Annotated in this window: 19 protein-coding genes; 16 read left to right on the top strand and 3 right to left on the bottom strand. The window is 71.7% G+C overall.

All coding sequences use genetic code 11. The annotated features are described in order from the left end of the window. The first annotated feature begins 214 nt into the window (after positions 1-214). Positions 215-1,801: a hypothetical protein gene (locus Sfr03f_RS18045; RefSeq protein ID WP_159105666.1), complete on the top strand. Its 1,587-nt coding sequence runs from the start codon at positions 215-217 to the stop codon at positions 1,799-1,801. 69 nt (positions 1,802-1,870) lie between these two features. Here Sfr03f_RS18045 and Sfr03f_RS18040 read toward each other — a convergent pair whose 3' ends face one another. Both Sfr03f_RS18040 and Sfr03f_RS18035 read right to left on the bottom strand, forming a co-directional pair. Beyond that, entirely contained in the window at positions 1,871-2,383 is a 513-nt protein-coding gene (locus tag Sfr03f_RS18040; protein WP_108954885.1) for a GNAT family N-acetyltransferase, read from the bottom strand. Positions 2,384-2,505: 122 nt separating this feature from the next. Beyond that, the gene (locus Sfr03f_RS18035) at positions 2,506-3,015 is read right to left on the bottom strand and encodes a GNAT family N-acetyltransferase (RefSeq protein WP_108954884.1); all 510 of its coding nucleotides are present in this window, start codon (positions 3,013-3,015) and stop codon (positions 2,506-2,508) included. A 147-nt stretch (positions 3,016-3,162) separates the two neighbouring features. Between Sfr03f_RS18035 and Sfr03f_RS18030 the strand changes: the two genes are divergently transcribed. Beyond that, positions 3,163-4,449 (top strand): geranylgeranyl reductase family protein, encoded by a 1,287-nt coding sequence (locus Sfr03f_RS18030; protein WP_108955068.1) that lies wholly within the window; start codon positions 3,163-3,165, stop codon positions 4,447-4,449. 82 nt (positions 4,450-4,531) lie between these two features. On the opposite strand, the gene Sfr03f_RS18025 is transcribed toward Sfr03f_RS18030, so the two are convergent. Beyond that, complete coding sequence (locus Sfr03f_RS18025; RefSeq protein ID WP_108954883.1) at positions 4,532-5,347, bottom strand: C40 family peptidase; 816 nt, start codon at positions 5,345-5,347, stop codon at positions 4,532-4,534. 725 nt (positions 5,348-6,072) lie between these two features. Here Sfr03f_RS18025 and Sfr03f_RS18020 point away from each other — a divergent pair. The 14 genes from Sfr03f_RS18020 to nuoN are packed head-to-tail and all read left to right on the top strand — an operon-like array spanning position 6,073 to position 22,321. Then, on the top strand, positions 6,073-6,432 hold the full coding sequence (locus tag Sfr03f_RS18020) for an NADH-quinone oxidoreductase subunit A (RefSeq protein WP_108954882.1): 360 nt from the start codon (positions 6,073-6,075) through the stop codon (positions 6,430-6,432). Between the two features lie 32 nt (positions 6,433-6,464). Beyond that, on the top strand, positions 6,465-7,019 hold the full coding sequence (locus Sfr03f_RS18015) for a NuoB/complex I 20 kDa subunit family protein (protein WP_108954881.1): 555 nt from the start codon (positions 6,465-6,467) through the stop codon (positions 7,017-7,019). Continuing rightward, positions 7,016-7,768: an NADH-quinone oxidoreductase subunit C gene (locus Sfr03f_RS18010; protein ID WP_108954880.1), complete on the top strand. Its 753-nt coding sequence runs from the start codon at positions 7,016-7,018 to the stop codon at positions 7,766-7,768. The genes Sfr03f_RS18015 and Sfr03f_RS18010 overlap by 4 nt, the downstream gene beginning before the upstream one ends. Next, positions 7,765-9,087, top strand: a complete 1,323-nt coding sequence (locus Sfr03f_RS18005; RefSeq protein WP_108954879.1) for an NADH-quinone oxidoreductase subunit D — start codon at positions 7,765-7,767, stop codon at positions 9,085-9,087. Before Sfr03f_RS18010 ends, Sfr03f_RS18005 begins: the two co-directional genes overlap by 4 nt. A 47-nt stretch (positions 9,088-9,134) precedes the next feature. Beyond that, positions 9,135-10,034 carry an NADH-quinone oxidoreductase subunit NuoE gene (gene nuoE / locus Sfr03f_RS18000; RefSeq protein WP_108955067.1) on the top strand — a complete coding sequence of 300 codons (900 nt, stop codon included), beginning with the start codon at positions 9,135-9,137 and terminating at the stop codon, positions 10,032-10,034. Then, on the top strand, positions 10,034-11,386 hold the full coding sequence (gene nuoF, locus Sfr03f_RS17995; protein WP_108954878.1) for an NADH-quinone oxidoreductase subunit NuoF: 1,353 nt from the start codon (positions 10,034-10,036) through the stop codon (positions 11,384-11,386). The genes nuoE and nuoF overlap by 1 nt, the downstream gene beginning before the upstream one ends. After that, positions 11,383-13,896 (top strand): NADH-quinone oxidoreductase subunit G, encoded by a 2,514-nt coding sequence (locus tag Sfr03f_RS17990; RefSeq protein ID WP_108954877.1) that lies wholly within the window; start codon positions 11,383-11,385, stop codon positions 13,894-13,896. The genes nuoF and Sfr03f_RS17990 overlap by 4 nt, the downstream gene beginning before the upstream one ends. Before the next feature lie 38 nt (positions 13,897-13,934). Next, on the top strand, positions 13,935-15,281 hold the full coding sequence (gene nuoH, locus Sfr03f_RS17985; protein WP_108955066.1) for an NADH-quinone oxidoreductase subunit NuoH: 1,347 nt from the start codon (positions 13,935-13,937) through the stop codon (positions 15,279-15,281). After that, positions 15,274-15,981: an NADH-quinone oxidoreductase subunit NuoI gene (gene nuoI / locus Sfr03f_RS17980; protein WP_281262841.1), complete on the top strand. Its 708-nt coding sequence runs from the start codon at positions 15,274-15,276 to the stop codon at positions 15,979-15,981. Before nuoH ends, nuoI begins: the two co-directional genes overlap by 8 nt. Next, positions 15,978-16,841, top strand: a complete 864-nt coding sequence (locus tag Sfr03f_RS17975; protein WP_108954876.1) for an NADH-quinone oxidoreductase subunit J — start codon at positions 15,978-15,980, stop codon at positions 16,839-16,841. Before nuoI ends, Sfr03f_RS17975 begins: the two co-directional genes overlap by 4 nt. After that, positions 16,838-17,137 carry an NADH-quinone oxidoreductase subunit NuoK gene (gene nuoK, locus Sfr03f_RS17970; RefSeq protein ID WP_108954875.1) on the top strand — a complete coding sequence of 100 codons (300 nt, stop codon included), beginning with the start codon at positions 16,838-16,840 and terminating at the stop codon, positions 17,135-17,137. The genes Sfr03f_RS17975 and nuoK overlap by 4 nt, the downstream gene beginning before the upstream one ends. A 12-nt stretch (positions 17,138-17,149) precedes the next feature. Then, positions 17,150-19,090 (top strand): NADH-quinone oxidoreductase subunit L, encoded by a 1,941-nt coding sequence (gene nuoL / locus Sfr03f_RS17965; RefSeq protein WP_108954874.1) that lies wholly within the window; start codon positions 17,150-17,152, stop codon positions 19,088-19,090. A 1-nt stretch (position 19,091) separates the two neighbouring features. Beyond that, positions 19,092-20,663 (top strand): NADH-quinone oxidoreductase subunit M, encoded by a 1,572-nt coding sequence (locus Sfr03f_RS17960; RefSeq protein WP_108954873.1) that lies wholly within the window; start codon positions 19,092-19,094, stop codon positions 20,661-20,663. Beyond that, a complete protein-coding gene (gene nuoN, locus Sfr03f_RS17955; protein WP_108954872.1) occupies positions 20,660-22,321 on the top strand; it encodes an NADH-quinone oxidoreductase subunit NuoN in 1,662 nt (553 codons plus the stop codon). Before Sfr03f_RS17960 ends, nuoN begins: the two co-directional genes overlap by 4 nt. Positions 22,322-22,415: the final 94 nt, after the last annotated feature.

Below are 22,415 nucleotides of genomic sequence, written 5' to 3'. Positions count from 1 at the left end.
GGAACCGGAGCGCCCGGTGGAACCGCCGCGTCCGGTGGAGCCGCCGCGTCCGGTGGCGCCGCCTGACGTGTCGGCGCCCGCCGCTGCGGCGCAACCACCGGCGAAGCCGCCCGTTCCGCCTGTTCCGCCCACCGCGTCGACCGCGCCCGCCGCCCTCGCCGTGCCCTCGACGGCGCCGACCGCGCCCGCCGCCGCGCCCTCGACTGCTCCGGCTGTGTCCGCCCGTTCCGATCCCTCGGCCGGGCCCGCCAAACCCTCCATACCCCCCGCGCCCTCCATACCCCCCGCGCCCTCCGCGCCCCCCGCGCCATCCGCCCCGCCGGCCCCCGCCGGGCCCCCGCGGGCGCCGGGCGGGGAATCGTTTCCGGAGCGGTTCGTCGGCGGGGACTGGGCCGGGGCGGCGACGGCCGCGCTGATCCCGCTGGGGCTGCTGCTGGGGGCGGCGGTGGCGGTCGGGGTCGTGCTGCAGGTGGTCGGCATGGCCACCGAGGAGTCGGCGGGCGGGAGTCGGGGCCTCCTCGCCCTGCTGCTGCAGGGCACCGGCGCGGGCGGGACGCAGCTGCGGCAGGAGGGCGGCGGGATGGCGATGTTCGCGCCGGGCGGCTACGCCGTCGAGGTCTCCGGCGTCCCGTTCGCCGCCACCCTCCTGTGGCTGCTCGGCCTCTGGCTGGCCGGCCGCCTCATCCGCACCCGCCTCGCCTCCAGGGCGGCAGCCCGTCCGCTCCCGCCAAGGGCCGCCGCCGGGGGGATCGCTGCGTCGTCGCCGGGCACCGCCGCTACGGGCGGGACCGTTCCGCTGTCGCCGAGTGCGGCCGGTGGCGCGGCCGCCGCGTCGTCGCCCGGCACCGCCACCGACGGGGCCGCTGCGACGACGCCGGGCACGGCCGCCGGTGGTCACGCCCTCGTGGCGGACACCCCGTCGCCGGCCGCCCGCCGTGAAGGGGCTCTCGAGGCCGCCCTGCGTACCGGTCTGCTGACTGCCGTCGGCGCCCTGCTGCTGGCCCTGTTCGCCGGGTCGGGCGGGTCCGGCGGGTCCGGGGGACTGTCCGTCACCGTCTCCCCCCTCCGCGCGGGGTTCGTCGCGCTGCTCGCCGCCGTCGTCGTGGTCGCCGCGGTGGCGGGCCGCGAGGAACTGGCACGGTGGCGGGCCACCCGGCCGGGGCCGGATCAGCTGCTGCGGGCCGGCGGTACCGCCGTGCGGGCCACGGCCGCCGTCCTGGCGCTGTGCGGCACGGTCGTGCTGGTGCTGCTCGCGTCGGCTCTGCTGGGCGTGCACGTGCTGCCCTCGAGCGGCACCGGGCCGGGCCAGCACGACGCTGTCGTCGTGCTGGCCCTGCTGCCCAACCTGGCGGTGTACCTGCTCGGCCTGGCCTGGGCCGTGCCGGTGCGGCGGGAGGGGTGGGTGTTCGCCGGTGAGGGACAGCTGGGAGGGCGACGGACCTTCGGGCTGTCGGAGCTCGCCGACGCGGGCCCCGGTCCCGCCGTGGCCGCACTGGTGCTCGGCCTGCTCTGCGCGCTGCTGATCGGATGGATCGTCGCCCGGCGTTCCACCGGGCCCGGTGAGGCGCTCCTGGCCGGAGGCCTCGTCCTGGGCCTGTTCCTCCTCCTGGCCGCGTGCGGCACGGTGACCGCCGACCTGGTGGAGGGGGCCGGCTTCGCCGACGAGTTCCTGCCCGACGTCCTGCGCAGGCGCACGCTGGTCCACGTCGGCCCGGACCTCGGCCTCGCCGCGCTCCTCGGCCTCCTGTGGGTGCTCGGCCCCGCCGCGGTGGCCTCACGTTTCGCCCGGCCACGCGCCTGACGCCGTCGCCGCCGGGGCAGGTCGCCGCCCACGCCACCCCTGCCCCGGCCGCGGCGACCCCACGGGACGTCAGGTCAGCGACAGCCGGTACATGTTCCAGTCCCGCTGGGTGTCCGGAGCGATCAGCCGCTCCTCCAGCTTCATGCCCAGGCGCCGGGTGACCGCTATGGAGCGCTCGTTCTCCGCGTCGACCATGGCGATCACCGAGGTGAGCCCGCTCTCCCGCAGGACCTCCAGCGTCCGCAGCGCGGCGGCGGTGACGTAGCCGCGGCCCCAGTGGGCGCGGCCCATCCGCCAGGCGATCTCGATCGTCTCGGCGTCCGGCCCCCAGTCCTGCCCCCACGGCTGGGCGCCCACGAAGCCGACGACCTGGTCGTCCTCGTCGAGCACGGACCACAGGCAGAAGCCGTACTGCTCGGCGTAGCCGCGCTGCCGGGCGGTGATGCGCTCGTAGGCGGCCGGCGAGGCGGACTTCCCGCCGAAGAACTCCATCACCTCCGGGTCGTCGAAGAGGTCGTGCCAGGCGGCGGCGTCCTCCTCGGTGGGAACGCGGAGTCTCACGACGGGAAGGGATCGGGTCACGGAGGGTCCTTCGGGGCCGGAACGGTTCGGTCGGTGCATCCTGTCAACGCCGCGGCCGTTCCGGCACCCCTGTTTCCGGGCCGTTCCCCGTGGTCAGGGGGCGGAAGGTGCCCTTCCTGCCCTCAGGGGAGGGACAGCCGGTACATGTGGCCCTCCCGCGAGCCGTCCGGGACGACGAACCGCTGCTCCAGCTCCATGCCGAGCCGCCGGGTGACCGCTATGGAGCGCTCGTTCTCCGCGAGGACCATCGCGACCACCGACTCGACGCCGGCCTCCCGCAGCCGGTCCAGCGTCTGCAGGGCGGCGGCGGTGACGTAGCCGTGGCCCCAGTGGGCGCGGCCCATCCGCCAGCCGATCTCGATCTCGCCGACCGCCGGACCCCAGGCGTGCGGCCACGGCTGCGCGCCGGCGAATCCCACGACCTCGTCGTCCTCGGTGAGCACCGACCAGAAGCAGAAGCCGAGTTCGGCGTCGTTCCGGCGCTGGCGAGCGGTGCTCTCGTGGTACGCGGACAGCTCCCGGGGACCGCCGAGGAACCGCATCACCTCCGCGTCGCCGAACAGGCTGTGCCACGTCCAGGCGTCCTCCTCGGTCGGCACGCGGAGTCTCACCACAGGCAGCGTTCGGTTCACGGGACGTCCTTCGGCCGAAGACGGGTGGTCGCTGCATACACTGCCCATGTCGCACCCCGTCGGCACCCTCGAACCCGGGGAGATTTCGCAGTGCCCGAGCAGCTCCCCGACACCACGCACACCCCCGAGGACGACGAGGGCTTCCCGCTGCCCGGCACGGAGGCCTTCCCGGACACCGCGGACGTGATCGTGGTCGGCGCCGGCCCCGCGGGCTCGACCGCGGCCCACCACCTGGCCCGTGCCGGACTCGACGTCCTGCTGCTGGAGAAGACCGCGTTCCCGCGCGAGAAGGTGTGCGGCGACGGCCTCACCCCGCGCGCCGTGAAGGAACTGGTCGCGATGGGGATCGACATCTCCCCGGAGGCCGGCTGGCTGCGCAACAAGGGGCTGCGGGTGATCTCCGGCGGGATGCGGATGGAGCTGGACTGGCCCCAGCTGGCGACCTTCCCCGACCACGGCCTGGTCCGGCGGCGGGACGACTTCGACGAACGGCTGGCCCACCAGGCGCGGAAGGCCGGCGCCCGCCTCGTCGAGCGCTGCAACGTCACCGGACCCGTCCTGGACGAGCGCACCGGCCGGATCACCGGCGTGCACACCAGGCTGGGCGCGGACAAGCGCCCGGTGACCTTCCGCGCCCCGCTGGTGGTGGCCGCCGACGGCAACTCCAGCCGCCTGTCCCTCGCGATGGGCCTGCACCGGCGGGACGACCGCCCGATGGGCGTCGCGGTGCGCACCTACTTCACCAGCCCGCGCCACGACGACGACTACCTGGAGTCCTGGCTGGAGGTGCGGGACTGCCCGGAGCCGGACGGCCGCCTGCTCCCCGGCTACGCCTGGGTCTTCGGCATGGGCGACGGCACCTGCAACGTCGGCCTGGGCGTCCTGGACGCCTCGCTGCCGTACCGGGACCCGGACTGGCGCGGCGTGCTGCGCACCTGGTGCGCCTCGCTGCCCGAGGAGTGGGGCTTCACCCCGGAGAACATGACCGGCCCGGTGCGCGGGGCGGCGCTGCCGATGGGGTACAACCGGCAGCCGCACTACTCCGCCGGACTGCTGCTGGTCGGCGACGCGGCGGGCGCCGTCAACCCGTTCAACGGCGAGGGCATCGCCTATGCGATGGAATCCGGGCGGATCGCCGCCGAGGTGGTCGTCCAGGCCCGCGCCCGGCGCGGCGCCGAGGGCCGCGAGACCGCCCTGCGGCACTACCCGCAGGTCCTGAAGGCCGCGCACGGCGGCTACTACACGCTGGGCCGCGCCTTCGTGAAGCTGATCGGCCGGCCGGCGGTGATGAAGCTGGCCGCCGAACGGGGGCTCTCCCACCCGCAGCTGATGCGGATCGCCTTCCGGCTGGTCAACAACCTCACCGACCCCACCGGCGGCGACGCCGTCGACCGGGTCCTCAACGCCCTCGCGCGGATCACGCCCCGTTCCTGAAGACGCGAGGCGGACACGGCGAAGGGCCGCAGCCCCCGAGGCTGCGGCCCTTCGCCGTACGACGTGCGGTGTGGTCCTGAGGTCAGAGGACGCGGACCGCGCCGGACGGCGGGTCGTAGTCCAGGGACGCCTGGACGACGCCGGTACCGGGGTTCTGCGCGCCGACGAACTGGCCGCCGCCGATGTAGATGCCCACGTGGTACGCGCTGCCCGCGCCACCCCAGTAGAGGATGTCGCCCGGCTGCAGGTTGCTCAGCGAGACCTGGGTGCCGGCCACGGACTGGTCCTGGGAGACGCGCGGCAGGCTGACGCCGATCTGCTTGTAGGCGGCCTGGACGAGGCCGGAGCAGTCCCAGGCGTTGGGACCGGTGCCGCCGGAGACGTAGGCGTCGCCGACCTGCGCCTTGACGAAGGCGACCACCGAGGCGGCGGAGCCCGTGGCGGCGGTGCTGGTGCTGGAGCTGGAGCCGGAGGTGCTCGCGGCGGTGGTGGTGAGGGTCTCGCGGGAGGAGTCGCGGGAGGCACGCTCGGCGGCCTCGCGGGCGGCGGCCTCCTCGGCCTTCTTCTCGGCCGCGGCCTCGGCCTTGGCCTTCTCGAGGTTGCGGTCGGCCAGTTCGGCGGCGCGCTCGGCGGCTGCGTCGCGCTCGGCCTGGAGCTCGTAGGAGGCGGCTGCGGAGGCGGTGGCCTCGGCGGAGAGGGCGACCTCCGCGGACAGGTCGGCCGTGAGCGTGGGCAGTTCCAGCGTCTGCGTCACGGGCTCGGCCGCAGTCGCCGTACCCGAGGCGCCGGCCACGGCCAGGGTGCTGAGAACGCCACCGGCGACCCCGGCGCGCACTGCGATCTTCGAGGCGCTGCGGCGGGGCTTCCGGTGGCTGCGTATGTGAGCGGTCTGGGACATGTGCACCAGACCTACCAGGGGTTCACGCTCCCTTCAACAATCGTGCCGTCCGCCACATTTGGCGTTTCTCGTCCCCCAAGACGCATGCACGGAACGGGTATCCGGCCCCAAAGGTGTGAATCGGGCACTGCGGCGCGGCCCTGTGAGCACGGACTTCCGTCGTTACGCCCGATTTGCCCTCGCTTACCATCCGTGTACGACTTCGCCAACTCGGAACCTCGCGAACGGTTCCCGGATGTGGCGGAGGTCACGAGAAGGTCACCGCCGTGATCTTCCCGTGTCGCTCGTGAACGCGCGCACACGCTCCGCTCCGGCCCGGGGTCCTCGTGGCGACCCTTTCCGGCCCTCGTCGAGGGAAGCGGGCGCTTATATCAATGATCGACATCCATGGCGAATTTGCATGCACAGTCAGCCTCTTGATATGGAGACGCGCCCTCTGGCCTGCGCGGATGAACCAACTTGTCACTTGGTGTGATCAGTTGTGTGCGTGCAGCGTCAAGATCCAAGCCGCTCCGGGCCGTTGGCGGCCGTTCAGGTGGCAGAGATCACAAAGCCCGTCTCGCACCGCGTGTCGCAGATCACAGACCACCAGGCATAAGATGCGGAGCAGCCGGGCTTGTGACCTGCTTCACATGTTCTCGATCTTCGTGGACACGGTGAGGCAGCCAGCGACCCCGGTGTGCAATCGCCAGCAGTCCAGTGCCGACTGAGAGGAGCGAGGAGCGGTGAACGCGTATGCGCCCATCCTCGTACTGGGAGCCCTCGGGGCAGGCTTTGCGATCTTCTCCGTGGTCATGGCCACGCTTATCGGTCCAAAGCGCTACAACCGAGCAAAGCTCGAGGCGTACGAATGCGGTATCGAGCCGACCCCTCAACCGGCCGGCGGTGGGCGATTCCCCATCAAGTACTACCTGACGGCGATGCTCTTCATCATCTTCGACATCGAGATCGTCTTCCTCTATCCGTGGGCGGTCACCTTCGACGCCCTGGGGATCTTCGGGCTCGTCGAGATGCTGCTCTTCGTGCTCACCGTCTTCGTCGCGTACGCCTACGTGTGGCGTCGCGGCGGCCTGGAATGGGACTGAGAGCCCCCTAGGGGCCTGAGGGGCTGAGAGACATGGGACTCGAGGAAAAGCTGCCGAGCGGATTCCTGCTGACCACCGTCGAGCAGGCCGCGGGCTGGGTGCGCAAGTCATCCATGTTCCCCGCCACGTTCGGCCTGGCGTGCTGCGCCATCGAGATGATGACGACAGGCGCCGGCCGCTACGACCTGGCGAGGTTCGGCATGGAGGTCTTCCGCGGATCGCCGCGCCAGGCCGACCTGATGATCGTGGCCGGCCGGGTGAGCCAGAAGATGGCCCCCGTCCTGCGCCAGGTCTACGACCAGATGCCCAACCCCAAGTGGGTGATCTCCATGGGCGTCTGCGCCTCGTCGGGCGGCATGTTCAACAACTACGCGATCGTGCAGGGCGTCGACCACATCGTGCCGGTCGACATCTATCTCCCCGGCTGCCCGCCGCGGCCGGAGATGCTGATGGACGCGATTCTCAAGCTCCACGAGAAGGTCCGCACCTCCAAGCTCGGCGTGAACGCCGAGGAGGCGGCCCGGGAGGCGGAGGAGGCGGCGCTGAAGGCCCTGCCGACCATCGAGATGAAGGGCCTCCTCCGATGAGCGACGCCAAAGAACCCGACCCGCGCAGCGAGCCCAACCCGGAGAAGGACCTCTCCGCCTCGAACCTCCCCGGACAGCGGGGGGACCACGGCGAGGAGATCCGCGTCCAGCGCGGGATGTTCGGTGCGAACAACGGGGGCGACACCTCCGGCTACGGCGGCCTGGTGCGCCCGGTCCGGCTCCCCGGCCCGTCCTCCCGGCCCTACGGCGGCTGGTTCGACGAGGTCGCCGACGAGCTGGAGGGCGCCCTGGAGGAGCAGGGGCTGCTCCCGCAGAACGCGATCGAGCGCACCGTCGTCGACCGCGGCGAGCTCACCTTCCACATCGAGCGCGAGCACCTGCCGCGCGTCGCCCGCACGCTGCGCGACGACCCGGCGCTGCGGTTCGAGCTGTGCACCGGCGTCAGCGGCGTGCACTACCCGAACGACAAGGGCCGCGAGCTGCACGCCGTCTACCACCTGCGGTCGATCACCCACAACCGGCTGATCAGGCTGGAGGTCAGTACGCCCGACGGCGACCGGAGGATCCCCTCGCTGGTGTCGGTGTACCCGACCAACGACTGGCACGAGCGCGAGACGTACGACTTCTTCGGCATCGTCTTCGACGGCCACCCGGCACTCACGCGGATCATGATGCCGGACGACTGGCAGGGCCATCCGCAGCGCAAGGACTACTCCCTCGGCGGCATCCCCGTCGAGTACAAGGGCGCCCAGATCCCGGCTCCGGACCAGCGGAGGTCGTACTCATGAGCACGCAGTCGGCAACAGCCCGCGAGACCACCGAGGGCAAGGTCTACACGGTCACCGGAGGCGACTGGGACGAGGTCGTCGAGGCGGCGGCCAAGGCCGACGACGAGCGCATCGTCGTCAACATGGGTCCCCAGCACCCGTCCACCCACGGCGTGCTGCGCCTGATCCTGGAGATCGAGGGCGAGACGGTCACCGAGGCCCGCTGCGGCATCGGCTACCTGCACACCGGCATCGAGAAGAACCTCGAGTACCGGACGTGGACGCAGGGCACCACCTTCGTGACCCGCATGGACTACCTGACCTCCTTCTTCAACGAGACGGCCTACTGCCTCGCGGTGGAGAAGCTCCTCGGCATCGAGGACCAGGTACCCGACCGGGCGACGATCATCCGCGTCCTGCTGATGGAGCTCAACCGGCTCTCCTCGCACCTGGTGTGCATCGCCACCGGCGGCATGGAGCTCGGCTCCACCACGATCATGATCTACGGCTTCCGCGACCGCGAGATCATCCTGGACCTCTACGAGCTGATCACCGGCCTGCGCATGAACCACGCGTTCATCCGCCCCGGCGGCCTCGCCCAGGACCTCCCGCCGGGCGCCGTCGACCAGATCCGCGAGGCGGTCAAGAAGCTGCGGAAGAACCTCCCGGAGTACGACAAGCTCGCCACCGGGAACCCCATCTTCAAGGCCCGCATGGAGGGCATCGGCCACCTGGACCTGGCCGGCTGCATGGCGCTCGGCGCCACCGGCCCGATCCTGCGCTCCACCGGCCTCCCGCACGACCTGCGCAAGACGCAGCCCTACTGCGGCTACGAGACCTACGACTTCGAGGTCCCGACCGCCGACACCTGCGACTCCTACGGCCGGTTCCTGATCCGGCTGGAGGAGATGCGCCAGTCGCTGCACATCGTCGAGCAGTGCCTGGACCGGCTGAAGCCGGGACCGGTGATGGTCGCCGACAAGAAGATCGCCTGGCCCGCCCAGCTGGCGCTCGGCCCGGACGGTCTCGGCAACTCCCTCGACCACATCCGGAAGATCATGGGCACCTCCATGGAGGCCCTGATCCACCACTTCAAGCTGGTCACCGAGGGCTTCCGGGTCCCGCCCGGCCAGGCCTACACGGCGGTCGAGTCGCCCAAGGGCGAACTGGGCGTGCACGTCGTCTCCGACGGCGGCACCCGCCCCTACCGGGTCCACTTCCGCGACCCGTCCTTCACCAACCTGCAGGCCATGGCGGCGATGTGCGAGGGCGGCCAGGTCGCCGACGTCATCGTCGCCGTCGCGTCCATCGACCCCGTGATGGGAGGCGTCGACCGGTGACCAGCACACCTGCCCAGGGCACACCCTCCCAGGGCGTCGGCCTGGGAATGCCCGAACTGCCCGCCCCGGACTACCCGGCGGACGTGCGGACGCGGCTGGAGGCCGACGCGCGCGAGATCATCGCCCGCTACCCGGACTCCCGCTCCGCGCTGCTGCCGATGCTGCACCTGGTGCAGTCGGAGGAGGGCCACGTCACCCGCACCGGCATGAGGTTCTGCGCCGAGATGCTGGACCTCACCACCGCCGAGGTCACCGCCGTCGCCACCTTCTACACGATGTACCGGCGGCGGCCGAGCGGCGACTACCAGGTGGGCGTGTGCACCAACACGCTCTGCGCGGTGATGGGCGGCGACGCCATCTTCGAGGACCTCCAGCAGCACCTGGGCGTCGGCAACAACGGCACCACCGCCGACGGCAAGGTCACCCTCGAGCACATCGAGTGCAACGCGGCCTGCGACTTCGCCCCCGTGGTGATGGTCAACTGGGAGTTCTTCGACAACATGACGCCGGCCACCGCCCGGCAGCTCGTCGACGACCTCATCGAGGGCCGCCCCGTCACGCCGACCCGCGGCGCGCCGCTGTGCACCTTCAAGGAGACGGCGCGCATCCTGGCCGGCTTCCCCGACGAGCGCCCCGGCGCCGTCGAGGCGGGCGGCAGCGCCGGACCCGCCTCGCTGCTCGGGCTCCGCCTCGCCAAGGGGCAGCCGCTCGGCGCCCGCGTCGTCCACCCCCGCGACGCCGCGGCGCGCGACACCGACCGCCCGGACGCCGCCCCTCGCGAGGCCGGCCCGGGCGACGGGCCGCGGACCGGGCCCCCGTCCGCGTCGCACTCCAGCTCGCACGACGCGCCGAGCACCACCTCGGCGTCCGACCCGGCCCACCCGGCAGGACCCGTGGGCGGCCCCGCCGGCCCCGCGGGTTCCGCCGAAGAAGAGGAGGGGGAGTGATGAGCGTGGCGACCGGAGAGCTCAACGAGACGAGCCCCGACAAGCTGCTCGCTCCCGTGCTGTCGGCGTTCTGGGACGAGGACCGTTCCTGGACCCTGGACGTCTACCGCCGGCACGACGGCTACGAAGGGCTGCGCAAGGCCCTGACCATGAGCCCCGACGAGGTCATCGCCTACGTCAAGGACTCGGGCCTGCGCGGCCGCGGCGGCGCCGGCTTCCCCACCGGGATGAAGTGGCAGTTCATCCCGCAGGGCGACGGCAAACCGCACTACCTCGTCGTCAACGCCGACGAGTCGGAGCCGGGCACCTGCAAGGACATCCCCCTCCTCTACGCGAACCCGCACTCCCTCATCGAGGGAATGATCATCGCCTGCTACGCCATCCGCTCCTCGCACGCCTTCATCTACCTGCGCGGCGAGGTCGTCCCCGTGCTGCGGCGGCTGCACTCCGCCGTGCGCGAGGCCTACGCGGCCGGCTACCTGGGCGAGAACGTCCTGGGCAGCGGCATCGACCTGGACATCACCGTGCACGCGGGCGCGGGCGCGTACATCTGCGGCGAGGAGACGGCGCTGCTCGACTCGCTGGAAGGACGCCGCGGCCAGCCCAGGCTGCGCCCGCCCTTCCCGGCGGTCGCCGGCCTCTACGCCTGCCCCACCGTGGTGAACAACGTGGAGTCGATCGCCTCGGTTCCCGCGATCATGCACCACGGCAAGGAGTGGTTCCGCTCCATGGGCAGCGAGAAGTCCCCGGGCTTCACGCTGTACTCGCTCAGCGGCCACGTCGCCAACCCCGGCCAGTTCGAGGCCCCGCTCGGCATCACGCTGCGCCAGCTGCTCGACATGAGCGGCGGCATGCGGCCTGGGCACCGCCTCAAGTTCTGGACGCCCGGCGGCTCCTCCACCCCGATGTTCACCGACGAGCACCTCGACGTCCCGCTGGACTACGAGGGCGTCGGCGCGGCCGGCTCCATGCTCGGCACCAAGGCCCTGCAGTGCTTCGACGAGACCACCTGCGTGGTCCGCGCGGTCACCCGCTGGACCGAGTTCTACGCGCACGAGTCCTGCGGCAAGTGCACCCCCTGCCGCGAGGGCACCTACTGGCTGGTCCAGCTGCTGCGCGACATCGAGGCCGGCAAGGGCGAGATGGCCGACCTCGACAAGCTCAACGACATCGCCGACAACATCAACGGCAAGTCGTTCTGCGCCCTCGGCGACGGCGCCGCCTCGCCGATCTTCTCCTCCCTCAAGTACTTCCGCGACGAGTACGAGGAGCACATCAGGGGGCGCGGCTGCCCCTTCGACCCGGCGAAGTCCACCGTCTGGGCGGACAAGCACACGGAGGTGAACGCATGACCGCGCCGACCAGTGCTCCCTCCGGCGGCGGACCGGGAGCGGTGCCCCCGGAGGACCTCGTCCGTCTGACGATCGACGGTGCGGAGATCAGCGTGCCCAAGGGCACCCTGGTCATCCGGGCCGCCGAGCAGCTCGGCATCGAGATCCCCCGGTTCTGCGACCACCCGGCCCTCGACCCGGCCGGCGCCTGCCGCCAGTGCATCGTCGAGGTGGAGGGCCAGCGCAAGCCGATGGCCTCCTGCACCATCACCTGCACCGACGGCATGGTGGTGAAGACGCAGCTGACCTCCCCGGTCGCCGAGAAGGCGCAGAAGGGGGTCATGGAGCTGCTGCTCATCAACCACCCCCTGGACTGCCCGGTCTGCGACAAGGGCGGCGAGTGCCCCCTGCAGAACCAGGCGATGTCGCACGGCAACGCCGAGTCCCGCTTCGAGGGCCACAAGCGCACCTACGAGAAGCCGGTGCCCATCTCCACCCAGGTGCTGCTGGACCGTGAGCGCTGCGTGCTCTGCGCCCGCTGCACCCGCTTCTCGAACCAGATCGCCGGCGACCCGATGATCGAACTGGTCGAGCGCGGCGCGCTCCAGCAGGTCGGCACCGGCGTGGGCGACCCGTTCCAGTCGTACTTCTCCGGCAACACCATCCAGATCTGCCCGGTCGGCGCGCTGACCTCGGCCGCCTACCGGTTCCGGGCCCGCCCCTTCGACCTGATCTCCAGCCCTTCGGTCTGCGAGCACTGCGCGGGCGGCTGCGCCACCCGCACCGACCACCGGCGCGGCAAGGTGATGCGCCGGCTGGCCGCGGACGACCCGCAGGTCAACGAGGAGTGGATCTGCGACAAGGGCCGCTTCGCCTTCCGCTACGCCCAGCAGCGCGACCGCCTGGCGACGCCGCTGGTCCGAGGCGCCGAGGGCGTGCTGGAGCCGGCCTCCTGGCCGGAGGCGCTGGAGGCCGCGGCGCGCGGGCTGAACGTCGCGCGCGGCCGGGCCGGCGTGCTGACCGGCGGACGGCTCACCGTCGAGGACGCCTACGCGTACGCCAAGTTCGCCCGGATCGCGCTGGACACCAACGACATCGACTTCCGGGCCCGGGCGCACAGCGACGAGGAGTCCGTCTTCCTCGCCTCCCGGGTCGCCGGACGCGGCGTCGGCCTGGACGGAACCGGCCTCACGTACACGACGCTGGAGCAGGCGCCCGCCGTGCTGCTGGCCGGCTTCGAGGCGGAGGAGGAGGCGCCCGGCGTCTTCCTGCGGCTCCGCAAGGCCTGGCGCAAGCACGGGCAGAAGGTGTTCTCGCTCGCGAGCCACGCCACCCGGGGCCTGACCAAGGCGGGCGGCACGCTGCTGCCGGCCGCCCCCGGCACCGAGACGGCCTGGCTCGAGGCGCTGGCCGGCGGCACCGGCCTGGAGGGCGACGCCCCGAAGGTGGCCGAGGCGCTGCGCGCCGAGGGCGCGGTGATCCTGGTCGGCGAGCGGCTCGCCGCGGTCCCGGGCGGACTCACCGCCGCGGTCCGGGTGGCGACCGCCACCGGCGCCCGCCTGGCGTGGATCCCGCGCCGGGCCGGCGAGCGGGGAGCGATCGAGGCGGGCGCCCTGCCCGGGCTGCTGCCCGGCGGCCGCCCCGCCCACGACCCGCAGGCCCGCCGCGAGGTGGCAGCCGCCTGGGGGACCTCCGCCCTGCCCGAGCGTCCGGGCCGGGACACCGCCCGCATGCTCGACGCGGCGGCCGAGGGAGAGCTCGCGGCACTGGTCGTCGCCGGCGTCGAGGTCGCCGACCTGCCCGACCCGGCCCTCGCCCGCCGGGCACTCGCCGAGGTGGGCTTCCTGGTCTCGCTCGAACTACGGCCGAGCGAGGTCACCGAGCACGCCGACGTGGTGCTGCCGGTGGCCGCGGTCGCCGAGAAGGCCGGCGCCTTCGTCAACTGGGAAGGAAGGGTCCGCCCGTTCGAGGCCGCCCTGAAGCCCGACCAGTCGACCACCCGGTACCACCCGGCGGACAGCCGGGTGCTGCACATGCTGGCCGACGCCATGGACCGCCACCTGGGCCTGCCCGACCTGCGCACCACGCGTGCGGAGATCGACCGGCTCGGTGTCTGGGAGGGGCAGCGCCCCGAGGGCCCGGCCGCCGTCCCCGCCGACCTGCCCCGCCCCGCCGCGGGCGAGGCGGTCCTCGCCGGGCACCGGCTCCTGCTCGACCAGGGCGTCCTCCAGCAGGGCGACGACGCCCTGGCCGGCACCCGCCACGCGGCCACCGTGCGGCTCTCCGCCGCCACCGCCGCCGAGGCGGGCGTCAAGGACGGCGACCAGGTCGCCGTGACCGGCCCGGCCGGCAGCGTCGCGCTGCCGCTGACGGTGACCGCGATGCCCGACCGGGTGGTGTGGCTGCCGCTCAACTCCACCGGGGGCGGCGTCGCCTCCGACACCGGGGCGCTGCCCGGCGCCCTGGTCCGCGTCGGCCCGGCGACCCTCGCCGCCGAGGCCCCCGGTACCGCCGAGGAGGCCGGAGCGTGAACCAGAACCTGACGCGCCTCGCCGCGGAAGACCTCTCGATGTTCGGCCAGGACCCCTGGTGGCTGGTCGTCGTCAAGGCCGTCTTCTGCTTCGCGTTCCTGATGGTGACGGTGCTGTTCGCCATCGTCTGGGAGCGCAAGGTCGTCGCCTGGATGCAGCTGCGCATCGGCCCGAACCGTCACGGCCCCTGGGGACTCCTGCAGTCCCTGGCCGACGGCATGAAGCTGATGCTCAAGGAGGACGTGGTCGTCCGCCGGGCCGACAAGGTGGTGTACATCCTGGCGCCGATCGTCGCCGCGATCCCCGCCTTCATGGCCATCGCGGTGATCCCGTTCGGCCCGCCGGGCAACGAGGTCTCCATCTTCGGCCAGCGCACCACCATGCAGCTGACCGACCTGCCGATCGCGATGCTCTACATCCTCGCGGTCGCCTCGGTCGGCATCTACGGCATCGTGCTGGCCGGCTGGAGCTCCGGCTCCACCTACCCGCTCCTGGGCGGCCTGCGCTCCTGCGCGCAGATGATCTCCTACGAGATCGCCATGGGCGCGGCCTTCGCCTCGGTGTTCCTCTACTCCGGGTCGATGTCGACCTCGGAGATCGTCGCCCAGCAGGACAACCGCTGGTTCGTGGTGCTGCTGCCGGTCTCCTTCATCCTCTACATCGTGACCATGGTCGGCGAGACCAACCGGGCGCCCTTCGACATGCCCGAGTCCGAGGGCGACCTGGTCGGCGGCTTCAACACCGAGTACTCGTCCATCAAGTTCGCGATGTTCATGCTCGCCGAGTACGTGAACATGGTGACGGTCTCGGCGGTCGCCACCACGCTCTTCCTGGGCGGCTGGCGGGCCCCGTACCCGATCAGCAGCTTCTGGGAGGGCGCGAACCACGGCTGGTGGCCGATGCTCTGGTTCGTGGTCAAGGTCCAGCTGCTGCTGTTCCTCTTCATCTGGCTGCGCGGCTCGCTGCCCCGCGTCCGCTACGACCAGCTGATGAAGCTCGGCTGGAAGGTCCTCATCCCGGTCTCGGTGGTGTGGCTGATGGTGGTCGCCACCATGCGGGCGCTGCGTAACGAGGGATACGGCTTCACCGACATCGCCCTCTACGTGGCCGGGGCGATCATCGCCCTGCTCCTGGTCTCCCTGGTCGTGGACATGTTGCGCGAGCGCCGCGCGCCGGCCCAGGAGGAGGACGCCGCCGAGCCGGCCGCGTTCGACCCGATGGCCGGCGGGTTCCCGGTGCCCCCGCTGCCGGGCCAGCAACTGCCCCCGGTGCCGCGGCGCCGCTCGCGCACCGAACGCGAACTCGTGGGCAGCGGCGGCCCGGACACCCACGGCGACGGACCCCGTGACGGATCTCTGCAGGGAAAGGAGGCGTCCGATGGCTGACGAACACAACGCCCCGGTCGAGAAGGCCGCGGCGGAGAAGGGCCTGGCACAGAAGGCCGCGGCACAGCAGAGCGCGGCCGACACCAAGCCCGGGTTCATGAACCCGGTGGCCGGTTTCGGCGTGACCTTCAAGGCCATGTTCAAGAAGCGGCTGACCGAGCAGTACCCGGAGCAGAAGAAGACCACCGCTCCGCGGTTCCACGGACGGCATCAGCTCAACCGCCATCCGGACGGCCTGGAGAAGTGCGTCGGCTGCGAGCTGTGCGCCTGGGCCTGTCCCGCCGACGCGATCTACGTCGAGGGCGCGGACAACACCGACGAGGAGCGCTACTCGCCCGGCGAGCGGTACGGCCGCGTCTACCAGATCAACTACGCGCGCTGCATCCTCTGCGGTCTGTGCATCGAGGCCTGCCCGACGCGGGCGCTGACGATGACCAACGAGTTCGAGCTCGCCGACCTCACCCGGCAGAACCTGATCTACACCAAGGAGCAGCTGCTGGCCGGGCTGGAGGAGGGCATGGTCGACACGCCCCACTCCATCTTCCCGGGCACCGACGAGCAGGACTACTACCGGGGCCTGGTCACCGAGGCCGCCCCCGGCACCGTCCGGCAGGTCGCGGTCTCCCAGGGCGAGCGGCCCGAGGACGCGACCCAGGACGCGGACACCCAGCCCACCGCCCAGCAGGAGGTGGGGGCGTGAACACCGTCGCCGCGTACACCACCTCCACCGGGGAGGCCGTGCAGTTCTGGATCCTCGGCACCGTCGCGGTGCTCGGCGCCCTGGGCACGGTCTTCCTGAAGAGGGCCGTGCACAGCGCGCTCAGCCTGGCCGGCACGATGATCGTGCTCGCCGTGTTCTACCTGGCCAACGGCGCGTACTTCCTGGGCATCGTGCAGATCGTCGTCTACACCGGCGCGATCATGATGCTCTTCCTGTTCGTCGTCATGCTGGTCGGCGTCACGGCGGCGGACTCGCTGAAGGAGACCATCAGGGGCCAGCGCTGGCTCGCCCTGCTCTGCGGTCTGGGCTTCGGCGTCCTGCTGATCGGCGGGATCGGCAACGCGACCCTCACCGAGTTCGAGGGACTGGCCGCCGCCAACTCCGGCGGCAACATCCAGGGCCTGGCCGCCCTGCTGTTCGGCAAGTACGTCTTCGCCTTCGAGATCACCGGCGCGCTGCTGATCACGGCGGCCGTCGGCGCCATGGTGCTCACCCACCGGGAGCGCACCGAGCGGGCCAAGACGCAGAAGGAGCTCGCCGAGGAGCGCATCCGCAAGGGCGAGTACATCCCGCCGCTGCCCGCCCCCGGCGTCTACGCCCGGCACAACGCGGTCGACGTCGCGGGCCTGCTGCCCGACGGCACCCCGTCCGAGCTCACCGTCAGCGCCACGCTGCGCGAGCGCGGCCAGATCCGTGACGTCTCCAGCCAGGCCATCGCCGACCTGCGGGCGCTGGAGCAGCGCGCCAACGAGCGCCTCGAGCGCGACCCCCTGGAGCCTCCGCGGCCGCGCCGCGGCGGGTCCACGGAGCTGACGCGGGCGGAGGAGGCCCAGCAGTGAACCCGGTCAATTACCTCTACCTCGCGGCTCTGCTCTTCACCATCGGAGCCACCGGAGTGCTGGTGCGGCGGAACGCCATCGTGGTGTTCATGTGCATCGAGCTGATGCTCAACGCCTGCAACCTCTCCCTGATCGCCTTCTCCCGGATGCACGGCAACCTCGACGGCCAGATCATCGCGTTCTTCACGATGGTCGTCGCCGCCGCGGAGGTCGTGGTCGGGCTCGCGATCATCGTGTCGCTCTTCCGTACCCGCCACTCGGCCTCGGTCGACGACGCTCGACTGATGAAGCTCTAAGGGGTCGCAGACGTGGAGAACATGATCGCGCTGCTGATCGCGGCGCCTCTGCTCGGAGCGGCCGTCCTGCTGTGCGGCGGCCGGAGACTGGACAGGGCCGGCCACTGGATCGGCACCGCCCTGGCCGCCCTCTCCTTCGTCCTGGGAGCCGTCCTCTTCGCCGGCCTGCTGGGCCGGGGCGCGGAGGACCGCACCCTGGTCCAGCACCTGTACAGCTGGATCCCGGTCGAGGGCTTCCAGGCGGACGTGGCGTTCCGGCTGGACCAGCTGTCCATCACCTTCGTCCTGCTGATCACCGGCGTCGGCTCGCTCATCCACGTGTACTCGATCGGGTACATGGAGCACGACGAGCGCCGCCGCCGGTTCTTCGGCTACCTCAACCTGTTCCTCGCGGCGATGCTGATCCTGGTCCTCGCCGACAACTACCTGCTGCTGTACCTCGGCTGGGAGGGCGTGGGTCTCGCGTCCTACCTGCTGATCGGCTTCTGGCAGCACAAGCCCAGCGCGGCCACCGCGGCCAAGAAGGCCTTCCTGGTCAACCGGGTCGGCGACATGGGCCTGTCGATCGCGATCATGCTGATGTTCACCACCTTCGGCACCTTCGCGTTCACGCCGGTGCTCGACGGCGTGGGGAAGACGGGCGAGGGAACGCTCACCGCGATCGCGCTGATGCTGCTGCTGGCCGCATGCGGCAAGTCCGCCCAGGTGCCGCTGCAGTCCTGGCTGGGCGACGCGATGGAGGGCCCGACCCCGGTCTCGGCCCTGATCCACGCGGCGACCATGGTGACCGCGGGCGTCTACCTGATCGTCCGCTCCGGCGCGATCTTCAACGCGGCGCCGGACGCGCAACTGGTGGTCACCATCGTCGGCGCGGTCACGCTGCTCTTCGGTGCGATCGTCGGTTGCGCCAAGGACGACATCAAGAAGGCGCTGGCCGGCTCGACGATGTCGCAGATCGGCTACATGGTGCTGGCCGCGGGCCTCGGCCCGATCGGTTACGCCTTCGCCATCATGCACCTGGTGACGCACGGCTTCTTCAAGGCCGGGCTCTTCCTCGGCGCGGGCTCCGTGATGCACGGCATGAACGACGAGGTCGACATGCGCAAGTACGGCGGCCTGCGCACGTACATGCCGGTCACCTTCGTGACCTTCGGCCTCGGCTACCTGGCGATCATCGGCTTCCCGGGCCTGTCCGGGTTCTTCTCCAAGGACCTGATCATCGAGGCGGCCTTCGCCAAGGGCGGCACGCAGGGCTGGATCCTGGGCGGGGTGGCCCTGCTGGGCGCCGGGATCACCGCGTTCTACATGACGCGCGTGATGCTGATGACCTTCTTCGGCGAGGAGCGGTGGAGGAACCTGCCCGCCGCCTCCCCCGACCAGCCGGACGTGGAGCCCGCCGCGGACCACGGCGGCGGCGTGCCGCACCCGCACGAGTCGCCGAAGGTGATGACCGTCCCGATGATCGTGCTGGCCTTCGGCTCGGTCTTCGCCGGCGCCTTCTTCGGCATCGGCGAGCGGTTCGTGCACTGGCTGGAGCCGGTCACCTCCTTCGCGCACGGCCACCCCCCGGTCGCCGCGTGGGTCGTCACCGTCGCCACCGTCACCGTGATGGTGCTCGGCGTCGGCCTGGCCTGGGCCCAGTACGGCCGCCGCCCGGTCCCGGCGGTCGCCCCGCGCGGTTCGCTGCTCACCCGGGCGGCCCGCCGCGACCTGTACCAGGACGACTTCAACCACGTGGTCCTGGTCCGCGGCGGCGAGCACCTCACCCGCTCCCTGGTCTACGTCGACCACACCCTGGTCGACGGGGTGGTCAACGGCACCGCGGCCGGGGTGGGCGGACTCTCCGCGCGGATGCGCAGGCTGCAGAACGGCTTCGCGCGCTCCTACGCGGTCTCGATGTTCGGCGGTACGGCGCTCCTGGTCGCCGCGACCCTGCTGATGAGGGCGGTCTGACATGAGCTTTCCCCTGCTGACGGCGACGGCGGTGCTGCCCGCCCTCGGGGCGGTCGCCACCGCCGCCGTCCCCGCCGCGCGGCGCGAGGCCGCCAAGTGGCTGGCGCTGCTCGTCTCGCTGGGCACGCTGGTCCTGGCCGTCCTGGTCGCGGTGCGCTTCGACCCGGGCGGCGCGCGGTTCCAGCTGACCGAGAGCTACGACTGGATCCCGGCCTTCGGGGTCCGCTACGAACTCGGCGTGGACGGCATCGGGGTGGCGCTCGTGCTGCTGACCGCGGTGCTGATCCCGTTCATCGTGCTGGCCGGCTGGCACGACGCCGACCCGCTGGAGACGCAGAGCAAGCGGTGGCGGCCCACCCAGGGCTTCTTCGCGCTGATCCTGATGGTCGAGGCGATGGTGATCCTCTCCTTCGAGGCCACCGACGTCTTCCTCTTCTACATCTTCTTCGAAGCCATGCTGATCCCGATGTACTTCCTCATCGGCGGCTTCGGGGACCGCGCCCACCAGGGCGGCGAGGAGGCGGCCGCCACCCAGCGGTCGTACGCGGCGGTCAAGTTCCTGCTGTACAACCTGGCCGGCGGCCTGATCATGCTGGCCGCGGTGATCGGCCTGTACGTGGCCGCGGGCAGCTTCTCGCTCCCCGACATCCTGGCCGCCCGCGCCGACGGCGAGCTGACGATGGGGACGAACACCGAGCGCCTGCTCTTCCTCGGCTTCTTCCTCGCCTTCGCCGTCAAGGCCCCGCTGTGGCCGCTGCACACCTGGCTGCCCAACGCCATGGGCGAGGCCACCGCTCCGGTCGCGGTGCTGATCACCGCCGTGGTCGACAAGGTCGGCACCTTCGCGATGCTCCGCTTCTGCCTCGGACTCTTCCCCGAGGCCAGCAAGTGGGCCACCCCGGTGGTGCTGGTGCTGGCGCTGATCAGCATCGTCTACGGGGCGCTGCTGGCGGTCGGTCAGCGGGACATCAAGCGGCTGGTGGCCTACGCCTCCATCTCGCACTTCGGCTTCATCATCCTGGGCGTCTTCGTGATGACCAGCCAGGGCCAGTCCGGTGCGACGCTGTACATGGTCAACCACGGGATCTCGACGGCGGCGCTGATGCTGGTGGCCGGCTTCCTGATCTCCCGCCGCGGCTCGCGCCTGATCGCCGACTACGGCGGGGTGCAGAAGGTGGCCCCGGTGCTGGCCGGCACCTTCCTGATCGGTGGCCTGGCCACCCTGTCGCTGCCCGGACTCGCCCCGTTCGTCAGCGAGTTCCTGGTGCTGGTGGGCGCCTTCGCCCGCTACCCGGTGGTGGGCATCATCGCCACCTTCGGCATCGTGCTGGCCGCGCTGTACACGCTGGTGCTCTACCAGCGGACCATGACCGGGCCGGTCAGGCCCGAGGTGGCCAAGCTGCCCGATCTGCGGGTGCGTGAACTCGCGGTCGCGGCGCCGCTGATCGCCCTGCTGATCTTCCTGGGCGTCTACCCGCAGCCCCTCACGGACCTCGTCAACCCGGCGGTCCGGCACACCATGTCCGACGTGCAGCAGCACGACCCCGAGCCCGAGGTGGAGGCGGCCAAGTGAGCGCATCAGCCGTCCACGGCCTGTGGACAGACCTGGCCGCACCCGCGGACGGGTCGATCGCCAAGATTCCGGCCCCGACGATCGAGTACGCGCAGCTGTCACCGGTGATGATCGTCATCGGCGCGGCGGTGCTGGGCATCCTGGTGGAGGCCTTCGTGCCGCGCCGGGCCCGCTACCACGCGCAGCTCTTCGTCTCCGCCGTCGCGCTCGCCGCGGGCTTCGCCGCCGTGGTGGCGCTCGCGGTGGGCGGTCACGCGACCACCCGGGCGGGCATCGCCGCGGAGGGCGCGATCGCGGTGGACGGGCCCGCGCTGTTCCTGCAGGGCGTGATCCTGCTGGTCGGCCTGGTGGCCCTGTTCACCTTCGCCGAGCGCCGCCTCGACCCGGCGGCGCACGGCAACCGGGTGGACTCCTTCGCCGCGCAGGCGGCGTCGGTGCCCGGCAGCGACAGTGAGAAGGCGGCCGTGAAGGCCGGCTTCACCACCACCGAGGTGTTCCCGCTGCTGCTCTTCGCGGTCGGCGGCATGATGGTCTTCCCGGCCGCCAACGACCTGCTGACCCTGTTCATCGCACTGGAGGTCTTCTCCCTCCCGCTGTACCTGCTGTGCGCGCTGGCCCGCCGCAAGCGGCTGCTGTCGCAGGAGGCCGCGGTCAAGTACTTCCTGCTGGGCGCCTTCGCCTCCGCGTTCACCCTCTTCGGCATCGCGCTGCTCTACGGCTACGCGGGCTCGGTCTCCTACGGCCGGATCGCCCAGGTCGTCGAGGGCACGGTCGGCGAGGTCAGCCCGGCGCTGGCCGGCACCATGGGCAACGACGTGCTGCTGCTCCTGGGCGCCGCGCTGGTGACGATGGGGCTGCTCTTCAAGGTGGGCGCGGTGCCGTTCCACATGTGGACCCCGGACGTCTACCAGGGCGCGCCGACCCCGGTGACCGGCTTCATGGCGTCGGCGACCAAGGTGGCGGCCTTCGGCGCGCTGCTGAGGCTGCTGTACGTGGTGCTGCCGGGGCTGCGCTGGGACTGGCGGCCGGTGATGTGGGGCGTGGCCGCGGTCACCATGGTGATCGGCGCGATCGTCGCCATCACGCAGACCGACATCAAGCGGCTGCTGGCCTACTCCTCCATCGCGCACGCCGGGTTCATCCTGGCCGGTGTGATCGCGGCGAAGCCGGAGGGGATCTCCTCGGTCCTCTTCTACCTGGCCGCGTACTCCTTCGTCACGGTGGGCGCCTTCGCCGTGGTGACGCTGGTGCGCGACGCGGGCGGCGAGGCCACCCACCTGTCCAAGTGGGCGGGGCTCGGGCGGCGTTCGCCGCTGGTGGCGGCGGTGTTCGCGGTCTTCCTGCTGGCCTTCGCGGGCATCCCGCTGACCTCCGGGTTCGCCGGCAAGTTCGCCGTGTTCAAGGCGGCGGCGGAGGGCGGCGCGGCCCCGCTGGTGGTGGTCGGCGTGCTGTCCTCGGCGGTCGCGGCGTTCTTCTACATCCGGGTGATCGTGCTGATGTTCTTCAGCGAGCCCAAGCCGGACGGGCCCACGGTCGCGGTGGCGTCACCGCTGACGACCGTGGCGATCGCGGTGGGCGCGGCGGTCACCGTCGTGCTGGGTGTGGCGCCGCAGTACTTCCTCGACCTGGCGAGCCAGGCGGGGACGTTCGTCCGCTGACCCGCGGGCGTCCCGGCGACGCCGAAGGCCCGGTTCCCTCGGGGGGAGCCGGGCCTTCGGCGTTCCGTACGGGTGCGCGGGCCTCGCGGGCGGG

It is taken from the genome of Streptomyces fragilis, assembly GCF_003112515.1.
Lineage (GTDB): Bacteria > Actinomycetota > Actinomycetes > Streptomycetales > Streptomycetaceae > Streptomyces > Streptomyces fragilis.
The sequence above is the reverse complement of the archived record's forward strand: the minus strand, read 5'-3'. Positions and strand labels throughout refer to the sequence as shown.